Origin of the sequence: Neisseria sp. CP9, from assembly GCF_047758525.1 — a bacterium.
Classification (GTDB): Bacteria; Pseudomonadota; Gammaproteobacteria; order Burkholderiales; family Neisseriaceae; genus Neisseria.
Map to the genome: position 1 here is coordinate 2,982,910 of NZ_CP180502.1, position 18,089 is coordinate 3,000,998.

The window sequence follows — 18,089 nt, forward strand, 5'->3', positions numbered from 1 at the left end:
CTTTGCTCTGCCTCCAGTGGTTCAAAACATGAATTTAATAAAATCAATTAGTTATGAAAACACTAGGGCGAAGTTTGCCCTATGCCGTCTGAAATAGGCGGCATGGCGGTTTAGGTTTTACGGGGTTTGGGGTTTATTTCGCGCCGCGTGTTTGGCTGTGGATTTGGCTGCAGATTTCGTCATTCAAATCCGCTGCCGTTTTAAACAGGCTGAAAGAGTGAAGCTCTGCCAGCGTCTCCACTTCGTTTTTGGCGGCTTTGATGAGTTTTCGGACGGTTAAAGAGAAAGTTTGTTGGTCGATAGCCATATCGGTCAGGATTTCGGCTGCGTCTAGGATGGCGGCAAGGTTTTCGGCGGCGCGGTCTGCGTAAAAGCAGGCATCTGCTGCGTCGTTTGCCAGCTCTAAGGGGATGGTTACCGTTTGGGCTTGATTTTGAATGGTTTGGATTTGGATAGAATTTGAAGATTGCATTTGAAATGCTCCTATACGTTTTGAGATTTGAGAAATGCCCGAAATAGGGGGGCGGTGCTCTCTCCTGCGTATAGTCAGGCGTGGGCGTTACCGATACCACACACCGCCATAACTCGTGATAGGTCGTCTGAAATGCTAACGTTTAATAACATTACAAACGCCCGTGAAAGAATTTTGGCGATAAAAAATCAGCGTTTACCCTGCTGATTTGGGCTATACGATTTGAGAGAGAACCTAAATTCTGATTCTCAAGGCTCGATTTGTCAAATGATTTTTGCATCAGACGGCTAAAATTTTTTACCCACGATAATCATGGTTATTACATACCCGATGCGTTCCGTATTTTCTCCAACGGTTCCGATGATGTCTTCAAGCGTGATTTCACTGTATGGCTTGTGAAAAAAATCTTCCATGACTTGCCTCATTTCATCGTCCGTTAACGGCGGGGGGTATTTTTCCTGTTTCGTGCTGACTTCCGCCTCTGCCTTGATTTCCGCCTTATCCACCAGCAAGCCCAGCATTTTTGCTTTGCCCATCGTTGCCGATACCGCCGCGCTGCTTTGCGGGGTAGGGGCTGCCAGTGCCGCCGCCCGTGCCTGTTCCAATTCGTGCAACAGGTCGCCCACCGTTACCGCGTGTCGTTGCCGCGCTTCTTCCTTTAAGCCGTCCACCATCGCGGAAATATCGGGGTCTTGAAGCAGCTTATAGGCTTCATTCGTTACCGTTTCAGGCTTCATGTTGTCGGCGTTGTAGGCTTGCCGATATGCTTCGCTCGCATTGCCCGTTTCCACATACAGACGGGCAAACTGTTCTTGTTTCGGGGTCATGTCCTTAATCCTTTCAGAACGCCGCCCGATAGCTGTTTTTCAGCCTTTGGGCGGCTGTTTGAGTGTTGCTATTTCAAATTGTCCAAAGCCGCTTCTTTTTCTTTCTCCATATCCTCCAAGATGTCGAAAATGGCGTTTTCTTCTCCGCTTGTGCCGGCCATCATGTTGAAGAAGCCGGGCAAACGTAAATCAATGATTCTATCTGGCATGGATTGCCCATAGGACGGGCAATCAACCCGCAAACCGTTTTCTTGTAGCTTCATTCTCGTCAGCGCGGCGGCTTTACCGATTCCCACCAATTTCGCGGCGGCATTGGTATAGGCGCGCGCGGCTTCCAAATATTCGGGCAAGTGGGTCTCTTCTATGTCGATGATAAACATCTCATAACGGGAAACGGCCAGTAAATTGCGAAGCTCTGAAATGCGGTTCAGATGTTGGAGACGTTCATTAAAAAGGCTTTCCAGCAGTTCTTTTTGCGCTTCCAGCATATCGGCGGCGCGGTCTGCTTCTTCGCGTTTGGCGGCAATCTCTGAATCAAGCCCTTTGGCTTCTTCGCTGTTTGTGGGTTTGCCCATTTTCAATAAATTGGCAAATATGCCTTTGCGTCTGTTTCGCAGCCCTGCAAATTCATTGATCACCGCCTGCGCTTCTGTAACGCCAGCTTCCGCCGCTTCAATTTGGGCGGTCAGTTCGCTGCATTTATCCTCTTCTTCTTTCAGTAACTTTTGACGGGTCTCAAAAGTTGTCTTTGTATATTCGATATTCATAGTTAAAGCTCCTGATTTAATTGATTAATACAAACCGTCCGCGTTTCACGGTTTCGCCAAATTGGTTGGTTACTTCTTCCATCACGGTAACGATGTCATGCCCCGCCCTGCGAAGCTCCATGATGCGCGTGTTGTAGCCTAATATACCCATTTGGGTAAGCTCCCATGATGTAACGCTGCCCTGTTTCAATCGGGATAAAACGCGCTCTTTTTGACTTGGCGTTTTTGCCTTGCAGTTGGTAGAATAGTTCTTCATACAAGTGATTCCTTTCCGCCGTCTGAATGTCCGTTCAGGCGGCATTTGTTTTGCGCCTGATAAATCAATTTGCCTACTCTTCGCGTTTGGCTGCCAGTTTGCCGAGATACTCTTCAATCTCACTGGAAAGCCAACCGGTAATATTTTCGGAAAGTTTGATAGGCTTAGGAAAATCAGGGCGGTGATGGCGGCTCTTAGGGTTTGCCCAATTCCAAATAGTCGCCCGTGAAACACCCATAACGCGGGCGGTATCGTTTACTCTTAATACGGTATTCATATGCTTTGCCTTTCTTAGTCGGGGTTATATGACAGGTACAAATATAACCGGCTCTACATAGATATAAAATGCACAAATATTCTTATTTTCATGGTGTTATAAAATAAAAACATTTCATGTGTGCAAATTTTCAGATAAAAAAATGCCCACATGAATTTTTATTTTTTCATGTGGGTATAAATTAAATCGGGTTATTACAGTAAAAGGCGGGCATTTGTTTTTTCTAAAAGCTCCATTGCTTTAGGTCTCACAGTTCTTGCAATCCTATCTACCGCATCAAAATCAAGCGGTGAATTATCGCTTGGCGGGTAAATCATTGCCGCCATTTCAACATCAGTAAATTTGCGTTCTACGATAAGGCTGTAAACGTATAAATCCATAAAAGCAAAAATGCGATAATCTATCATTTTTCTGATTTCAGCATCTGAAAAACGGCGCGTCCTTCCTCGCTCTTCTTGTTGTCTAAGTTCTTTCAGCTTCTGCTTAAATGCCATCTCAAGTACTTCATCACTCATTGATAAGTCAATAAAAACCATAGGGCTGTAACTTAAAGTTGGGGAAACAGGCGCACGAAACAGATTATTTATCGCCTGTATATCTTGTTGCGGCATATCCTCCGGCAGAATATTATCGGGGGAAAGCCAGTCTGTATGTATATTTGCTCCAGTTTCAAGATTTTTAATACATAATTCCAGCGTTTGGCGCGTTTCTTGCACGAATTGCCTTACTTCAGGGATTGTTACATATGATTCAGTGTAAATCCTAGCTATATCTGTCCATGTAACATCAGCAAGAACATCTGTTTCAATCTCTAGTGGATTGTAATTTGTTTTATTACCTCTATTTTTGTATTCAATAGGCTGTGCAACCCACTCAATAGCGCAACATTTCAGCCAGTTTAAAGCGTCTGCCTTTGCAGTTTCTTTTTCTTGCTCTGTAAGATGGCTGCTGGCACTTATCTCTTTTTTATGCGATTATGATTTATTTTTCTTAACCATAATGCCATTGCTAATTCATCTCGGGAAAAATCAGACAACCCATCATACAAGCTAATATCAAACCAATCAGGGCAATAATTAGGCTTTTTCATCTTTTACTTTCTTAAATTAGTATTGCAAAAATAACTCCGAAACTCGAAGCAGATATTTTCAGACGACCTCTAACCAGTCTTGCCATCTCGGATCAGTTGCAATGCTTGGTTATACCGTTCCCGCAAAAAGCCGCTATACCATTGCATAAACTCTTTGCGCTCATTCAGATAATCGGCGCGGTTATAGGCGGCGCGGATTTTGTTGTTTTCAATGTGGGCAAGTTGTCGCTCTATCGCGTCAGGATTGAAGCCTTGTTCATTTAAAACGCTGCTTGCAAGCGAGCGAAAACCATGCGGGGTGGCTATCCCGTAATAACCCATGCCGTTGATGATTTTGCCCGCTGTATTTTCGCTGATGTAACCAGTTTCGGATTTAGGGCTTGGAAATAGAAAGGGTGTTTCGCCGGTTATAGCGTGTAGTTCGTTTAATAGCTCAATCGCCCAATCAGACAAGGGGATTGTGTGATCTCGTGGCCGTTTCATACGATTAGCGGGAATCGTCCATGTTTTGCGCTTAAAGTCGATTTCCTGCCATTGGCCGCCGCGTATCTCTTTGTTTCGGGCAAAGCAAAGCATAATCAACATTACGCAAATTCTGTTTTGTTGCTCACAATCTGCCAGTATCAGGCGGCGGTAAAACTCCGGCAATTCTTCACGGGGTAGGGCGGGCATTCTTTTGCTTTCTGTTGGCTCTATATAGCCTTTCAGTAACGCGGCAGGGTTTCGGTCGGTCAATTCTTCATAACCGGCATAGGTAAACACCGCGCCTATCCATTGCCTGATTTTTTCGGCGGTTTCCGATACGCCCCGCTCTGTTACTTTATCCAATACGGCCTTTATCTCTTTTTTCCCGATTTTGTTTATAGGCGTTTCCCCAATAATAGGGAAAACATCTGTTTCAAAGTACCGCAAAACACGGGCGGCATGATTAGGCTTCCAGCTTTTGCGCTTGGTGGTTTTCTCATGCCATGCTTTGGTAACGTTGGCAAAGGTGTTCAGTAAGGCCGTCTTGCGCTCCTGTTTGGCCTGTTGCTTCATAGCTGATGGGTCTTGCTCTTGTGCAATCATGCGGCGGGCGTTTTCGGCGGCTTGGCAGGCTTCTACCAGTGAAACGGTCGGATATTTCCCGATAGTAAGAGTTTTCTCTTTGCCGTCTATACGGTATTTCAGGCGGAATACTTTTCCTCCCGCTGGGGTAACTTCAAGATACAGGCCGCCCCCGTCAAATAACTTGGCTTTCTTTCCAGTATCAGACGGCTTGGCGGCTTTGATTTGGCGGTCGTTCAGGGGCATTGGGGGTATGTTTTTAGGGGGTGTTGTCAGACTCCCCAAATCATACCCCCATATTTTGGTTTATTCAATTATACGGCATTGGGGGTATTTAGACACTTGGCAAGGGGGTTATTAGCCTGAAAGTCTTACCAGTATTGAATCTTGATTACTGCGTTAGATTTGATTAGACAAAAAAATAACCCCTGAAAGGGGTTAGGTGGTGCGGACGGAGAGACTCGAACTCTCACACCTCTCGGCGCCAGAACCTAAATCTGGTGCGTCTACCAATTTCGCCACGTCCGCGTGATGAAACTCGGAATTATACACAAAGTATCCTGCTCTGCAAACAATCTTTGGCTTGAAATTGCTTTATTCCGACCGATATAATGGCAGGTCGGTTATCTGCCGGAACACACTAATATCAAAGAGGAACATCATGCCTGTTTTACTGATTCAGGATTTTTTACAGACACAGGGTTTGAAGCTGTCTTCAGACGACCTTCGTGTTGCTTATCTGACCGCGAAGACGGTGATGGATATGGGCAATGCTTCGATTGACCGCTCGGTTTTATGGCGTGAAGAAGACGGTTGGAAGCTGGCGAACCATATCGAAGAAACACCGGAAAATGAAGTTTTGCTCAAACAGGTTTTCATGGCTTTGGATTCGGTATTCAGTCGCGCAAAAGCTGTCAAAAGCGCGGCGGTTTACATCCACATTCCAAGCGAACCGCATGCAAGACTGGTTCGTATCGCGGCACAAGGCGAGCCTTTGGAGAACCTGTTGGCGGTGCATGAAGAAAACGGTACGGTTTACCTTGCCTGCCGTACGGCGCAGAGCGGTTGGATGAATATTGCCAACGATATTGCCTATTGGCTTTCGCTTGACGAAATCCAAGGCAGCCGGAACGAGGGGAGCGGAAGCCAGTTGTCCATTCCTGTGGCTACTCAAAACGGTACGGTTTTAGGCGTGGTCCACGTTGAATTTGCTGGTAAAGATCAAGCCGATGAAGCAGCCCAAACGGATTGGTCGGCGCTGGCGTTGGCACTTGCCGAGCCGCTGAAAGCATTGGTAGGCATCGAAGACAAGGAAGAAGAACATGAATAATAGCTTGAAATTCGTCGCCTCCTGCCGTCTGCCGACCGAATGGGGCGACTTCACTATGCACGGTTTTGAAGAACCGAACGGACAAGAACACATCGCTTTGACGATGGGCGATTTTTCAGACGATCTCCCCGTTCTGACCCGCATCCACTCCGAATGTTTGACCGGCGATGCCCTGTTTTCCAAAAAATGCGACTGCGGTCCGCAGCTTGAAGCGGCGATGAAAGCGGTTCAGCAAGAAGGGCGCGGTGTCATCGTTTATTTGCGTCAAGAAGGGCGCGGTATCGGTTTAATCAACAAAATCCGTGCCTACCGGCTTCAAGACGAAGGGATGGATACGGTCGAAGCCAACCTCGCACTCGGACTCCCCGTTGATGCACGCGACTTTACGCTTGCCAAGCAAATCTACGACCATCTGAATATCCGTGCCGTCAAGCTGCTGACTAATAATCCTGAAAAGATTCAGACTTTGAAAGGTGCAGGCATCAATGTCGTCGAACGTATTCCGCTCCATGTCGGCGAAAATGTGGAAAACGAACGTTATCTGCACACCAAAGCGGACAAATTGGGACATATGATTTTTGATTAAGACAATACTAAACTTATTTATTATTTATATTCAAATAAATATGTTTATCTTAAAACAAACGGCTTGCCCTGATAGAGGTTTTTTGGTTTAATCCCGAGTTCTCGGGTGATTAGCTCAGTTGGTAGAGCGTCTGCCTTACAAGCAGAATGTCGGCGGTTCGACTCCGTCATCACCCACCAAGTTTCCTTTCATTGTTGCAAAACAATGATGCGCGGTGGTAGCTCAGTTGGTTAGAGTACCGGCCTGTCACGCCGGGGGTCGCGGGTTCGAGCCCCGTCCGCCGCGCCAAATTTAAAAAAAGCACCGATTTGTCGGTGCTTTTATTTTTGGCCGCTGCATTTTATATTTTGGATACTCAATTTTAAAAAGGTCGTCTGAAAACAGGTTAAGCGTTTGAATAGAATACGCTAGGTTTGTTTTCAGACGACCTTATATATCCCCAAAAGCCTTATTTGTTACCATATTCAGCAATATATTGGGCAATTGCAGCTTCAGGGTTAGCAGCGTTAATAAGTTGAGGTAATTCTACATAACCGTGTTTAACCAGATTTTTTTCACGCAAAGTATTACCGAACATGCCAAACGCAAGAAAAACACTGAAACCAAGAAGACTGTTGATTGCCCTCAACAATTCATTCTGACCAGCTAATAAACTTAACACAACAAACGTGACAAGAATTCTAATTCCCAAACCCCACATTTGTTTCACACAAGCCCACATAGCCCAAAAGAAAAATGCAGGCCAAGACCAGCCTTGTTTGACCGCCTCGTACTGGTTCATAGGATCTTTAAAAATCTTGTAAAGCCTCATTAAACACCTTGCCTTTATGCCTTAAAACGTTAGCGTCATAATTCTATCAGAATACATTAACAAGTTGAGTCATTACAAAATAAAAGGTCGTCTGAAAACCGAATACAGTTTTCAGACGACCTTTCATTCACTTATACCATCCCGACCTTATCATTCAGCCCAGTTTTTCTTCTTGCTGGTTTTGCCTATGCCCGGATTGAAGCTGTTGGTCGGGTCTAGTTTGCGGTAGAACTGTTTGAGCGCGGGTTTGGCCTCATATAAATGTCCGACGTTGTGTTCGGCAGGATACTGCGCGCCGCGTTGGTCTAAGAGATGCAGCATTTCGTGTTCCAATGCCATGCAGTCGTTGCCTTTTTTGATGATGTAATCCTGATGGAAAACGTGGCACATGAAATGTCCGTAGTAGAGTTTGTGGATGATTTTATTGTCGATTTCCGACGGCAGTTTTTCAAACCAGTCGCGGTCGTCTCGGCGCAGGGCGATGTCCAGCGCGACCAAGTCTTCCACTTCGTCGTCATACACGGCGCGGTAGCGGATGGCGGCGGAAGCGACGGCAAAACGGTGCAGCATGGCGGCTTGGGTTTCTTCGGCGTTGCATTCGAAAAACGCGCCGCCGTGGTGTGCAAAATATTCTTTCAGGAACGCGCGCGCTTCATCGACGCCTTTTCCGCCCATTTTCAAAATCAAATGGTGTTCGTATTTGTCGCGGTAATCGCGCATGGATTTAGGTAGGTGGTCAGGCAGGTATTTGCTGACGAACTGCATGACCTTGTCGGAAAAATGTTTAGGCAGGAAGCTGACTTTTTTGCCGAATCGGTCAACTTTGGCTTTGAAATCAAATAATTTCGGCAGTTGGTGCGTACCGAATTTTTTGATGACGTAGAACGTGTCTTTGCCGTAAACGTCGGCAATATCGAAAGCGTCGCGATGGATGTATTCGCCGGAAACTGGCAGGCTTTCAAATTCGCCCAAGGCGGCGCGGCGGATGTCGGTCAGCTCGTTGATGTCGTTGGTGCCAATGTAGAACACGGCGGTTTGTTTTTCTTGCGGGAAAGTGTCCAAGCGGACAGCGAAAACCATCAGTTTGCCCGCGCAGCCGGACGCTTCGTAATGGCGCGCGGGGTCGGCATTGAAACGCGCGGCGGTCGGCTCGTCCACTTGGCGGACATGGTCGCAATAGGCGTGGTCGTGTCCTTTGCCCGCGTCTTGCGTGATGTCTTTTCTCTGATAATGATGACCTTGAAGATTGGTCAGGATTTCTTCGGGCGTGTCGCCCAAATCTATGCCCAAATGGTTGACCAGCTCCAGTTTGCCCTCTTCGTTGATTTGGGCGAACAGCGCCATTTCTGTGTAGGCAGGGCCGCGCTGCACCAATGCGCCGCCAGAGTTGTTGCACACGCCGCCTAAAACGGATGCGCCGATACAGGAAGAGCCGATGACCGAATGCGGTTCGCGTCCCAAAGGTTTCAGCAGCAATTCGAGCTGGTTCAGGGTCGAACCGGGCAGGCAGACGACTTGTTCGTTGTTGTTGATGGTTTGGATGATGTTCATCCGCATGGTGTTTACAATCACGATGTCACGGTCGTAATCGTTGCCGTCGGGGGTCGAGCCGCCTGTCAAACCGGTATTCGCAGCCTGCGTAATCACAATCACGTCCGCTTCGACGCAGGCCTGCAAAATTTTCCACATTTCCAGAATAGTTCCGGGGCGCACCACCGCCAACGCCTTGCCTTCGCCGAAACGGTAGCCTTGGCGGTATTGTTCGGTTTTCGCGGGGTCGGTGATGATGTATTTTTCGCCGACGGTTTGGGTCAGGCTGCTGATTAATTGCGAGGCGTTCATAATGCGCTCCTTGGGGCTGGTTTTATTGGATTAAAATAGTGATTGTAGTAACGGGACACGGTAAAGTAAAGGTCGTCTGAATACGGTCCGGCAAGGAATACTGCAAACCATCCACACCATCCGTCCGCACGCCCTACCCTTTAATTGACTATCTTCGCCGCTATACACAATTTCTTTGCCGAACGATGTGAACAGCCTGTGAATAAGTTCTATTACCTTTTGATAATCAAATAAAAAAATATAGTGCTTAAAAAATGGGCAGTTTGTCGGTTTAGTCACATACTGTGTTTGCCTTTGTGTGTGCAGTCTGTGGAAAAGTCAGCTAACTTATTCTATTTACAACCAAAATATACAATGATTAAAAATTAGGCAATCCAGCGTATAATCCGATTGATCAAACACACCCACTCAAAAATCCCGATTTTCAAAAAAAGGACAAGGAATGCACACCCTTTCGGAACAAGTCCGCTTAAATGAGGCGCGCAAAAAGTTGGCAAAAAGCAGGCGTTGGGCGACGGGCTTGCTGCTTGCGGCGTGCGGGCTGTTTGCAGCCTCCGCTGTTTATGTGCGCCAATATCCTTGGTTGGGATTTGTCAAAGCGTTTGCCGAAGCCGCGATGGTGGGTGCGCTGGCGGACTGGTTTGCCGTAACCGCGCTTTTCAGACGACCTCTCGGGCTACCGATTCCCCATACCGCGATTCTGCCGCGCAATCAGGCGCGTATCGGCGATGAATTGGGAAGATTTATCGAACATAATTTTTTGCAGGGCAAACCCATCGCCATGCGCATTTATCAAGCGCAGCCCAGCGATAAATTATTGAAATGGCTGGACGGCGAAGACGTGAAATCACATTGGCTGCCGTGGCTTTCCAAACAGATTCCGACGCTGCTTGCCATCGCCAAACCGGAACAGACGGCGCGTTTTACCGCAATGCTGCTGGAAGAGCGTTACAGCGGCGAACAAATCGGCAACACGCTTGCCGACGGTTTGCGGCTGCTGAAAGCGCAAGGGGTGCACGAAAAAACGTTTGAAAGCCTGCTCCGTCAGATTCGGCGTTGGCTGAAAACGCCGGAAACCCGCGAAATGTTGGAGCAGAATCTGCGCGAATGGGCGGCGAAAATCGAAGGCGGCAATCCCGGAACTTGGGACAGGCTTAAAGCGGCGGTGAAATCGACCTTGGTGGAAAAAGTCGATGATTGGGCGGCAGAAAAAGCGTTGGCTTGGATAGACGGCTATTTGGCGACCGCGGACAAGCAGGACAACGCGCTGCGCCGACAATTCTTGGTGCAATACGACGAACTGACAGAACGCCTGACCACATCGCGCCTGTGGCACCGCCGCCTGGACAAATTCAAAAAACAGCTCGCGCAATCGCCCGCCCTGCAACGTCAAATCATGACCTTATGGCGCGGCATTCTGGACTGGGCGCGGGAAGATGTGGAAAAACAAGACTCTTTGTGCCAAGCGCAACTGGAAAAGCTGCTGAATCATATGCGTTCGCAAGCCCAAGCATACCCGCAATTTATGCGGCGGGCGGATGTACGGATTTCGCTTTTGGTTCGGGATTTTGTGATGCGCTATAAAGACAAAGCTGCTTTATTTGTCGCGGACAAAGTCAAAGGCTGGGACAGCCGCCTGATGGTGGAAAAACTGGAATTGAGCGTGGGCAAGGATTTGCAATATATCCGCATCAACGGCACGCTCGTCGGCGGTCTGGTCGGACTGGTGATTTATACGGTATCGCTGTGGCTGGCGGGATAGTATAGTGGAGTAACTTTAAACCAGTACGGCGTTGCCTCGCCTTAGCTCAAAGAGAACGATTCTCTAAGGTGCTGAAGCACCAAGTGAATCGGTTCCGTACTATCTGTACTGTCTGCGGCTTCGTCGCCTTGTCCTGATTTTTGTTAATCCACTATATGAAAAGGGGTCGTCTGAAAAGCTCAACGGCGCAAAAAGCGATCGGCATTTTATCCCTGCTTTGTCCGTCTATGTCGATTGAGCTGCCGTTTTCAGACGACCCCCTGCTTTTTCCGACTGTAAAATATCAACAACGCCATTTGCCTAATTTGATAAAATTACGGACCGAATTTTTGTTCCTGCCTGCTAAGGATGGTCTGTGAAACAGGTCGTCTGAAAGTTTCCCGGCCGCTTTTGACGGCATGAATGTGAATTTCTCAGGCAGATATGGACGGCAACTTCAAACCTATAGTGGATTAAATTTAAATCAGGACAAGGCGACGAAGCCTCCGACAGTACAGATAGTACGGAACCGATTCACTTGGTGCTTCAGCACCTTAGAGAATCGTTCTCTTTGATCTAAGGCGAGGCAACGCCGTACTGGTTTAAAGTTAATCTACTATATTACGCCGTTCAGACGACCCCTATTTAAGATTGATATGTATAAGTTCCTTCCTATTGTCCACGTTTTGTCCAGACTGGGGCTGCTGTTTTCCATGGTGCTCGCAGTACCGACGCTGATGTCGTATTTTTTTCTGGACAACGCGTTTCCTGCGTTTGCCTACACGGCTTTGGCAACGACGCTGACCTCTTGCGCGGTTTGGCTGCTGACCTTCCATTTCCGCCGCGAGCTGCGCCCGCGCGACGGGTTTACGTTGGTTTTGATGTTGTGGCTGGCGTTTGCGCTGGTGGCGGCAATGCCGATTTATATTCACATCCCAGGCATCAGTTTTACCGATGCGTTTTTTGAGGCGATGTCGGGGCTGACGACGACCGGCGCGACGGTCATGACGAGCTTGGACACGCTGGCTCCATCGATAAATTTTTGGCGGCATATGCTCAACTGGCTGGGCGGCATGGGTATCATCGTGCTGGCGGTAGCGATTCTGCCGATGTTGGGCGTGGGCGGAACGCAGCTCTTCAAGGCTGAAATTCCGGGAATGGACAAAGAAAGCAAGATGGCACCGCGCATTTCGCAGGTGGCAAAAAAGCTGTGGTTCTTCTATACGATGACGACGACGGCGGCTTTTTTGACGCTGCATTTTGCAGGGATGAGCTGGTTTGACGCGCTTTGCCACGCGATGTCGGCGGTATCGCTGGGCGGTTTTTCGACACACGATGCCAGCATCGCTTATTTTGATTCGCTGACCGTCGAATGGGCGATTATGTTTTTCACGCTCTGGGGCGGTATCAACTTCGCCACGCATTTCACGGCACTGACACGACGTTCGCTCAAATCTTATTGGCGGGACGAGGAATGCCGCGTACTGCTGGCGCTGTTGGCAGGCAGTATTTTGATGTCGGCGGTGTATCTGTGGCAGAAGGATTTTTATGCAACCTTTGGGGATTCGCTGCGTTTTGTGAGCTTCAACTTTGTCTCCATCGGACTGGCAAGCGGTTTCTCCAACACGGATTTCGCGCAATGGCCGCTGATCGTGTCGCTGTGGATGTTTTTCCTGTCCAACCTGTTGGCAAGCTCCGGCTCTATGGGCGGCGGCATTAAAAACGTGCGGGCGTTGGTCTTGTTCAAATTCAGCCTGCGCGAGATGATGATTCTGCTGCACCCGAAAGCGGTGCGCACGGTCAAAGTCAACGGACGCATGATTCCCGACCGCATGGCGCTGACAGTGATGGCGTTTATTTCGATTTATTTCATGACGACGATTGTGTTCAGCTTTTTGCTGATGGCAAGCGGGATGGAGTTTATCTCCGCCTTCACCGCCGTCATCGCGTGTATCACCAATGCGGGACCGGGCTTGGGCGAAGTCGGACCGGCGGGCAGCTATGCGGTATTGAGCGATGTGCAAAAATGGCTGTGTTCGGCCGTCATGCTGCTGGGACGCTTGGAAATTTTTACGGTGTTGATCTTGCTGACACCGGCTTATTGGAAAAAATAAAGACAGGTCGTCTGAAAACGGGGTGCGGGTTTTCAGACGACCTTTTCGTTATCGGGCGAACTGCATCTGACTGATGAATACAAGCAGCAAGCCTTAAAAAGAAGCGGCTCTACGTTAACCCACAACATCCAAACAAAAAAGCAAAGGAAAGTACGATGGATATTCTTACCCGCCTTCAAAACTTGCCGCCGAGCAAGTTTCATTACAGGCTTTTGGTGCTGGTCGGCATCGGCTGGCTGTTTGACGCGATGGATACGGGGCTGGTGTCGTTTATCCTGCCCGAGCTGGGCAAAGACTGGTCGCTTGCGCCTACGCAATTGGGCTGGATTGTCAGCATCTCTTTTGTCGGCATGGCACTGGGCGCGGTTATCAGCGGCTGGTTTGCCGACCGCTTCGGCAGGAAAACCGTTTTTGCCGGGACGATGGCGGTGTACAGCGTGGCAACAGGTTTATGCGCGTTTGCACCCAACCTGTCCGCGCTTTTATTTTTCCGCTTCTTCGTCGGCGTCGGACTGGGCGGACAGCTTCCCGTCGCGGTGTCCTTGATCAGCGAGTATGCGCCGCCGAAAGTACGCGGACGCTTTATCGTATTGCTGGAAAGTTTCTGGGGCTTGGGCTGGCTTTCTGCCGCTTTGGTGTCGTATTTCTTTATTCCGCAAACCGGCTGGCACAGCGCGTTTTTAATCGGTGCGCTGCCGATTTTGTATGTGCCGATGGTGTTGAAATTCATACCCGAATCCGTACCCTACCTGCTCTCGCAAGGCAAAACGGACGAAGCGCACCGGCTGGTCAGCCTCTTGGAAAAGGAAGCGGGCATAACGCCTGCCGCGACAGCCATAGCACCGCCGCAACAGGAAAAACAGCGCATCCGTTTCATACAACTATGGCAACAGCCTTTCGCACGGCGCACGCTGATGCTTTGGCTGGTTTGGTTCGGCATCGTCTTTTCTTATTACGGCATTTTTACTTGGCTGCCGAAACTCTTGGTCGAACAAGGCAACACGGTGGTCAAAACCTTTGAATATGTGCTGGTGATGATAGTCGCGCAACTGCCCGGCTACATCGCGGCGGCGGCATTGGTGGAAAAAATCGGGCGCAAAGCGACTTTAGCGAGCTTTCTCGCCGCCTGTGCCGTCTGCGCGTGGTTTTTCGGACAAAGCAGCAGCGCCTCCGAAGTCATGGCATGGGGCAGCCTGATGTCGTTCTTCAACCTCGGCGCATGGGGCGTTTTATACACCTACACACCCGAACTTTACCCCCTCCGCTTCCGTGCCTTCGCCTCCGGTTGGGCGGGCGCAATCGGACGGGTGGGCGGCATTCTTGCGCCTATGGCGGTTGCCGCGATGATTGGCGGCAGCAGCGGGTTCAGCAATATTTTCATGATGTTCGCGCTGGTTATGCTGCTGATTGTCGCCGTCGTGTTGATATTGGGCGAAGAAACGAAAGGCAGGACGCTGGAAGACATCAACGGATAACGCCGTTTTTAAAATCATCCCACCAAATAAAAGGTCGTCTGAAAGTGTCACTTCACCGAAGTCAAACAACACTTTCAGACGACGGCGGATTCGCATTTGAAGTGCAACTTTCCATAACAGAAAAAGGCCAGTATGAGGTAGCATACGGCCTTTCCTGCAAGAAAGATTGCCATGAGCTACACACAACTGACCCAAGACGAACGATACCATATCCAATACCTGTCCCGCTACTGCACCGTCACTGAAATCGCCAAACAGCTTAACCGCCACAAAAGCACCATCAGCCGCGAAATCAGACGGCACCGCACCCAAGGGCAGCAATACAGCGCCGAAAAAGCACAACGGCAAAGCCGGACTATCAAACAGCGTAAGCGACAACCCTATAAGCTCGATTCGCAGCTGATTCAGCACATCGACACCCTTATCCGCCGCAAACTCAGTCCCGAACAAGTATGCGCCTACCTGCGCAAACACCACCAAATCACACTCCACCACAGCACCGTTTACCGCTACCTCCGCCAAGACAAAAGCAACAGCGGCACTTTGTGGCAACACCTCAAAATATGCAGCAAACCCTACCGCAAACGCTACGGCAGCACATGGACCAGAGGCAAAGTGCCCAACCGCGTCGGCATAGAAAACCGACCCGCCATCGTCGACCAGAAAACCCGCATCGGCGATTGGGAAGCCGACACCATCGTCGGCAAAGATCAGAAAAGCGCATTATTGACCTTGGTCGAACGCGTTACCCGCTACACCATCATCTGCAAATTGGATAGCCTCAAAGCCGAAGACACTGCCTAGGCAGCCATTAGGGTATTAAAGGCACATAAAGCCAGAGTCCACACCATCACCATGGATAACGGCAAAGAGTTCTACCAGCACACCAAAATAGCCAAAGCATTGAAAGCGGAGACTTATTTTTGCCGCCCTTACCATTCTTGGGAGAAAGGGCTGAATGAGAACACCAACGGACTCATCCGACAATATTTCCCCAAACAAACCGATTTCCGAAACATCAGTGATCGGGAGATACGCAGGGTTCAAGATGAGTTGAACCACCGGCCAAGAAAAACACTTGGCTACGAAACACCAAGTGTTTTATTCTTGAATCTGTTCAAACCACTGATACACTAGTGTTGCACTTGAAATCCGAATCCAAGGACCTATTTCATTGAAATCCGGCTACGCGCCCTACTCCGCCCAAATCACTGTTTCCGACGCATCGCGGCGCGGTTTCGGGGTAATGTCGCGCACACGGTAGCCGAAGGTTGCGGCGACGGATAAGCCGTAATTCTCAGGATCGAGCAATCCGGCTTCGGCAAGGATTTTTTCCACTTCGGCATACTCCATGCCTTCGATAGCGCAAGAATCGATGCCAAGCATCGCCGCGCCGGTGAGCATATTGCCCAGCGCGATGTAGGTTTGCTTGCTTGCCCAGTCAAACAAGGCGCGTTCGTCGTCGGCGATGGGCATATCGTGGGTTTGGAAACGGCGGTAGCGTTCAAATGCGCCCTCCCTCTCTTCGGCGCTCAGACCGCGTCTGTCCATCAGTTCTTCAAAAGCAGGGCTGTCGTAGCGGGCGTGTTTTCGTGCCAACAGGAAAACGACGTGGCTGGCATCCGAAATGGAAGCCTGCATCCCCCAAGCGAAGGGTTTGATTTTTTCGCGCAATGCCGTGTTCTGCACAACCACAAACTGCCACGGCTCGCAGCCGACGGAGCTGGGCGAAAGGCGGCCGAAATCAAGGACGGCGGCAAAATCTTCGGCACTGATTTTGCGCGCGGGATCGTAGTAGCGAACGGAAACGCGGCGTTTGAAAATTTCGAGGGCTTGTTCGCGGGTCAGTATCATGATGATTCCTTTGATTGAGTATGAAAGGGGCTTCCTTTCGGACAATCAGAATGGTCAAACGTTCGCAACGTTTGCAGCGCCACCGGCAGCGAAACCGTTTGACGGTTGTGTGCAGAAAGGTAGGCGGCGTTAATCAGCTCCAGCGATTTCAAGCCTTCGCGCCCGTCGACAACAGGCTCGGCCTTGCCGCGCAACACATCGACAACATTCCGATAATACAGCGGATGCCCGAAACCGTACACCGACGTGGTTTCGTAATTGGCGGTTTTGACCTGTTCGTCGTAATCGCGCTCGTCGGCAAAATTCCATTCCTGAATTTCGTTCACCGCCATGCCGCCGATGCGTACCGTGCCGGTTTCGCCCAAAATGGTAATCGAGCCTTCGAGGTTTTTCGGGTAAGTACACATGGTCACTGCCATCGAACCGAGTGTGCCATCGCGCCAACGGAGGTTCATCACGCCTGTGTCTTCGGCTTCAATTTTGCGGTGGGTCGCAATCATCGCCTGCACTTCCGCCACCGGGCCGATGAGCCATTCCATCAAATCGACGTAGTGGCTGGCTTGGTTCATGAACGCGCCACCGTCCAGCTTCCAAGTGCCACGCCAACCGCCTCCTTGCTCGTAATACGACTGCGGGCGCGTCCAAAAAACATTCAAATGCACCATATAGATTTTGCCGAAGCGTTGTTCTGCGACCGCGCGTTTGAGCAGTTGCAGCGTGGCATTGAGGCGGTTTTGTTTCACGACAAACAAGCGTTTGCCCGCTTTATCAGCAGCTTGAACCATAAGTTCGCCGTCAGTAAAGCAGGTAGCCATCGGTTTTTCGGTGACAACGTGAAAACCCGCTTCCAATGCCTCAACTGCCTGTTCGGGATGCAAGCCGGAAGGCGTGGTGATGACGATTACGTCGGCATCGGTTTCGGCAAGCATGTCGGTATAGCGGGCATAGCCTTTCGCACCGGTGTGCTTGACCGCCGCCTCAAGCGCGGCAGGATCGATGTCGCACACGGCAACGAGTTCGCAATCTTCTTGCAATACTTCAAACGAGCCGAAATGGTTGTTGGAAATACGGCCGCAGCCGACTAAGGCGAATTTGATTTTGCGGTTTTGAATGGTTTCAGACATTTTCAGACGACGTATATAGTTATAAAAAACGGAAAAAGATTATAGAGAAATCAGCCCTCAACCGATACCTAAAATCATGAAAAATTTGACGAAGCGGCAGGATATGGGTTTGCTTTTCGCCGTCTCGCCTTCTTTTCAAACACATGAAGGAATGAAGTTATAGTGGATTAACTTTAAATCAGGACAAGGCGACGAAGCCGCAGACAGTACAGATAGTACGGAACCGATTCACTTGGTGCTTCAGCACCTTAGAGAATCGTTCTCTTTGAGCTAAGGCGAGGCAACGCCGTACTGGTTTAAAGTTAATCCACTATAATTTACAACAAATGCGTATCGTGGTTTATAATCCTCCTCTAACGAAACAGGGGTGCTGCCTGATGTTCTGGCGGCTGAGAAATACCCTTTACACCCGATCGGGATAATACCTGCGTGGGGAGTTTTCACGGATTCTGTCTTTCAGACGGCCTTTTTTGATA

16 protein-coding genes, 3 tRNA genes, 1 pseudogene and 1 riboswitch are annotated in these 18,089 nt (G+C 49.4%); of the genes and pseudogenes, 8 read left to right on the top strand and 12 right to left on the bottom strand.

The genetic code is table 11. The features are described from left to right. Positions 1-133: 133 nt before the first annotated feature. From ACMYUL_RS14485 to ACMYUL_RS14520, 8 genes are all read right to left on the bottom strand, one after another. Positions 134-472 carry a hypothetical protein gene (locus ACMYUL_RS14485; RefSeq protein ID WP_016687845.1) on the bottom strand — a complete coding sequence of 113 codons (339 nt, stop codon included), beginning with the start codon at positions 470-472 and terminating at the stop codon, positions 134-136. Positions 473-759: 287 nt separating this feature from the next. After that, a complete protein-coding gene (locus ACMYUL_RS14490) occupies positions 760-1,299 on the bottom strand; it encodes a terminase small subunit (RefSeq protein WP_016687844.1) in 540 nt (179 codons plus the stop codon). Positions 1,300-1,367: 68 nt separating this feature from the next. After that, positions 1,368-2,066: a hypothetical protein gene (locus ACMYUL_RS14495; protein ID WP_016687843.1), complete on the bottom strand. Its 699-nt coding sequence runs from the start codon at positions 2,064-2,066 to the stop codon at positions 1,368-1,370. 16 nt (positions 2,067-2,082) lie between these two features. Next, entirely contained in the window at positions 2,083-2,322 is a 240-nt protein-coding gene (locus ACMYUL_RS14500; protein ID WP_016687842.1) for a helix-turn-helix domain-containing protein, read from the bottom strand. 73 nt (positions 2,323-2,395) lie between these two features. Next, a complete protein-coding gene (locus tag ACMYUL_RS14505; protein ID WP_016687841.1) occupies positions 2,396-2,599 on the bottom strand; it encodes a helix-turn-helix transcriptional regulator in 204 nt (67 codons plus the stop codon). Between the two features lie 194 nt (positions 2,600-2,793). Then, a complete protein-coding gene (locus tag ACMYUL_RS14510) occupies positions 2,794-3,315 on the bottom strand; it encodes a DUF6387 family protein (protein ID WP_415771379.1) in 522 nt (173 codons plus the stop codon). A 443-nt stretch (positions 3,316-3,758) separates the two neighbouring features. Then, positions 3,759-4,982, bottom strand: a complete 1,224-nt coding sequence (locus ACMYUL_RS14515) for a tyrosine-type recombinase/integrase (protein ID WP_415771381.1) — start codon at positions 4,980-4,982, stop codon at positions 3,759-3,761. A gap of 197 nt (positions 4,983-5,179) precedes the next feature. Then, positions 5,180-5,264, bottom strand: a tRNA-Leu gene (locus ACMYUL_RS14520). Between the two features lie 133 nt (positions 5,265-5,397). Here ACMYUL_RS14520 and ACMYUL_RS14525 point away from each other — a divergent pair. The 4 genes from ACMYUL_RS14525 (at position 5,398) to ACMYUL_RS14540 (ending at position 6,940) form a co-directional block, all read left to right on the top strand. After that, positions 5,398-6,066, top strand: coding sequence for a hypothetical protein (locus tag ACMYUL_RS14525; RefSeq protein WP_415771383.1), 669 nt, complete (start codon positions 5,398-5,400; stop codon positions 6,064-6,066). Then, positions 6,059-6,652: a GTP cyclohydrolase II gene (gene ribA, locus ACMYUL_RS14530; RefSeq protein ID WP_070513122.1), complete on the top strand. Its 594-nt coding sequence runs from the start codon at positions 6,059-6,061 to the stop codon at positions 6,650-6,652. Before ACMYUL_RS14525 ends, ribA begins: the two co-directional genes overlap by 8 nt. 103 nt (positions 6,653-6,755) lie before the next feature. After that, positions 6,756-6,831 (top strand) — tRNA-Val (locus ACMYUL_RS14535). Positions 6,832-6,863: 32 nt separating this feature from the next. Further along, a tRNA-Asp gene (locus tag ACMYUL_RS14540) sits at positions 6,864-6,940 on the top strand. Positions 6,941-7,100: 160 nt separating this feature from the next. Here ACMYUL_RS14540 and ACMYUL_RS14545 read toward each other — a convergent pair. Continuing rightward, a complete protein-coding gene (locus tag ACMYUL_RS14545; protein ID WP_415771385.1) occupies positions 7,101-7,463 on the bottom strand; it encodes a DUF2628 domain-containing protein in 363 nt (120 codons plus the stop codon). A 150-nt stretch (positions 7,464-7,613) separates the two neighbouring features. Beyond that, positions 7,614-9,305 (bottom strand): D-lactate dehydrogenase, encoded by a 1,692-nt coding sequence (gene dld, locus ACMYUL_RS14550; RefSeq protein WP_415771387.1) that lies wholly within the window; start codon positions 9,303-9,305, stop codon positions 7,614-7,616. A gap of 442 nt (positions 9,306-9,747) precedes the next feature. Here dld and ACMYUL_RS14555 point away from each other — a divergent pair, with 442 nt between their 5' ends. The 4 genes and pseudogenes from ACMYUL_RS14555 to ACMYUL_RS14570 all read left to right on the top strand — a co-directional run bounded on the left by ACMYUL_RS14555 (position 9,748) and on the right by ACMYUL_RS14570 (position 15,772). Beyond that, positions 9,748-11,067 (top strand): DUF445 domain-containing protein, encoded by a 1,320-nt coding sequence (locus ACMYUL_RS14555; RefSeq protein ID WP_415771389.1) that lies wholly within the window; start codon positions 9,748-9,750, stop codon positions 11,065-11,067. 635 nt (positions 11,068-11,702) lie between these two features. Then, positions 11,703-13,160 carry a TrkH family potassium uptake protein gene (locus tag ACMYUL_RS14560; protein ID WP_415771391.1) on the top strand — a complete coding sequence of 486 codons (1,458 nt, stop codon included), beginning with the start codon at positions 11,703-11,705 and terminating at the stop codon, positions 13,158-13,160. 155 nt (positions 13,161-13,315) lie between these two features. Next, positions 13,316-14,635: an MFS transporter gene (locus tag ACMYUL_RS14565; RefSeq protein WP_415771393.1), complete on the top strand. Its 1,320-nt coding sequence runs from the start codon at positions 13,316-13,318 to the stop codon at positions 14,633-14,635. Positions 14,636-14,806: 171 nt separating this feature from the next. Further along, positions 14,807-15,772 (top strand): annotated as a pseudogene (locus ACMYUL_RS14570) (IS30 family transposase). A gap of 57 nt (positions 15,773-15,829) precedes the next feature. Here the strand turns inward: ACMYUL_RS14570 and ACMYUL_RS14575 are convergent. Both ACMYUL_RS14575 and ACMYUL_RS14580 read right to left on the bottom strand, forming a co-directional pair. Continuing rightward, positions 15,830-16,492, bottom strand: a complete 663-nt coding sequence (locus ACMYUL_RS14575; RefSeq protein ID WP_415772987.1) for an NAD(P)H-dependent oxidoreductase — start codon at positions 16,490-16,492, stop codon at positions 15,830-15,832. Next, on the bottom strand, positions 16,486-17,613 hold the full coding sequence (locus tag ACMYUL_RS14580) for a Gfo/Idh/MocA family protein (protein ID WP_415771395.1): 1,128 nt from the start codon (positions 17,611-17,613) through the stop codon (positions 16,486-16,488). The genes ACMYUL_RS14575 and ACMYUL_RS14580 overlap by 7 nt, the downstream gene beginning before the upstream one ends. 353 nt (positions 17,614-17,966) lie before the next feature. Continuing rightward, a riboswitch (TPP riboswitch) is annotated at positions 17,967-18,066 on the top strand. Positions 18,067-18,089: the final 23 nt, after the last annotated feature.

Coding starts and splice junctions, on each gene's coding strand:
- ACMYUL_RS14485 (WP_016687845.1), bottom strand. CDS start 472: ATGCAATCTTCAAATTCTATCCAAATCCAAACCATTCAAAATCAAGCC.
- ACMYUL_RS14490 (WP_016687844.1), bottom strand. CDS start 1,299: ATGACCCCGAAACAAGAACAGTTTGCCCGTCTGTATGTGGAAACGGGC.
- ACMYUL_RS14495 (WP_016687843.1), bottom strand. CDS start 2,066: ATGAATATCGAATATACAAAGACAACTTTTGAGACCCGTCAAAAGTTA.
- ACMYUL_RS14500 (WP_016687842.1), bottom strand. CDS start 2,322: ATGAAGAACTATTCTACCAACTGCAAGGCAAAAACGCCAAGTCAAAAA.
- ACMYUL_RS14505 (WP_016687841.1), bottom strand. CDS start 2,599: ATGAATACCGTATTAAGAGTAAACGATACCGCCCGCGTTATGGGTGTT.
- ACMYUL_RS14515 (WP_415771381.1), bottom strand. CDS start 4,982: ATGCCCCTGAACGACCGCCAAATCAAAGCCGCCAAGCCGTCTGATACT.
- ACMYUL_RS14525 (WP_415771383.1), top strand. CDS start 5,398: ATGCCTGTTTTACTGATTCAGGATTTTTTACAGACACAGGGTTTGAAG.
- ribA (WP_070513122.1), top strand. CDS start 6,059: ATGAATAATAGCTTGAAATTCGTCGCCTCCTGCCGTCTGCCGACCGAA.
- ACMYUL_RS14545 (WP_415771385.1), bottom strand. CDS start 7,463: ATGAGGCTTTACAAGATTTTTAAAGATCCTATGAACCAGTACGAGGCG.
- dld (WP_415771387.1), bottom strand. CDS start 9,305: ATGAACGCCTCGCAATTAATCAGCAGCCTGACCCAAACCGTCGGCGAA.
- ACMYUL_RS14555 (WP_415771389.1), top strand. CDS start 9,748: ATGCACACCCTTTCGGAACAAGTCCGCTTAAATGAGGCGCGCAAAAAG.
- ACMYUL_RS14560 (WP_415771391.1), top strand. CDS start 11,703: ATGTATAAGTTCCTTCCTATTGTCCACGTTTTGTCCAGACTGGGGCTG.
- ACMYUL_RS14565 (WP_415771393.1), top strand. CDS start 13,316: ATGGATATTCTTACCCGCCTTCAAAACTTGCCGCCGAGCAAGTTTCAT.
- ACMYUL_RS14580 (WP_415771395.1), bottom strand. CDS start 17,613: ATGTCTGAAACCATTCAAAACCGCAAAATCAAATTCGCCTTAGTCGGC.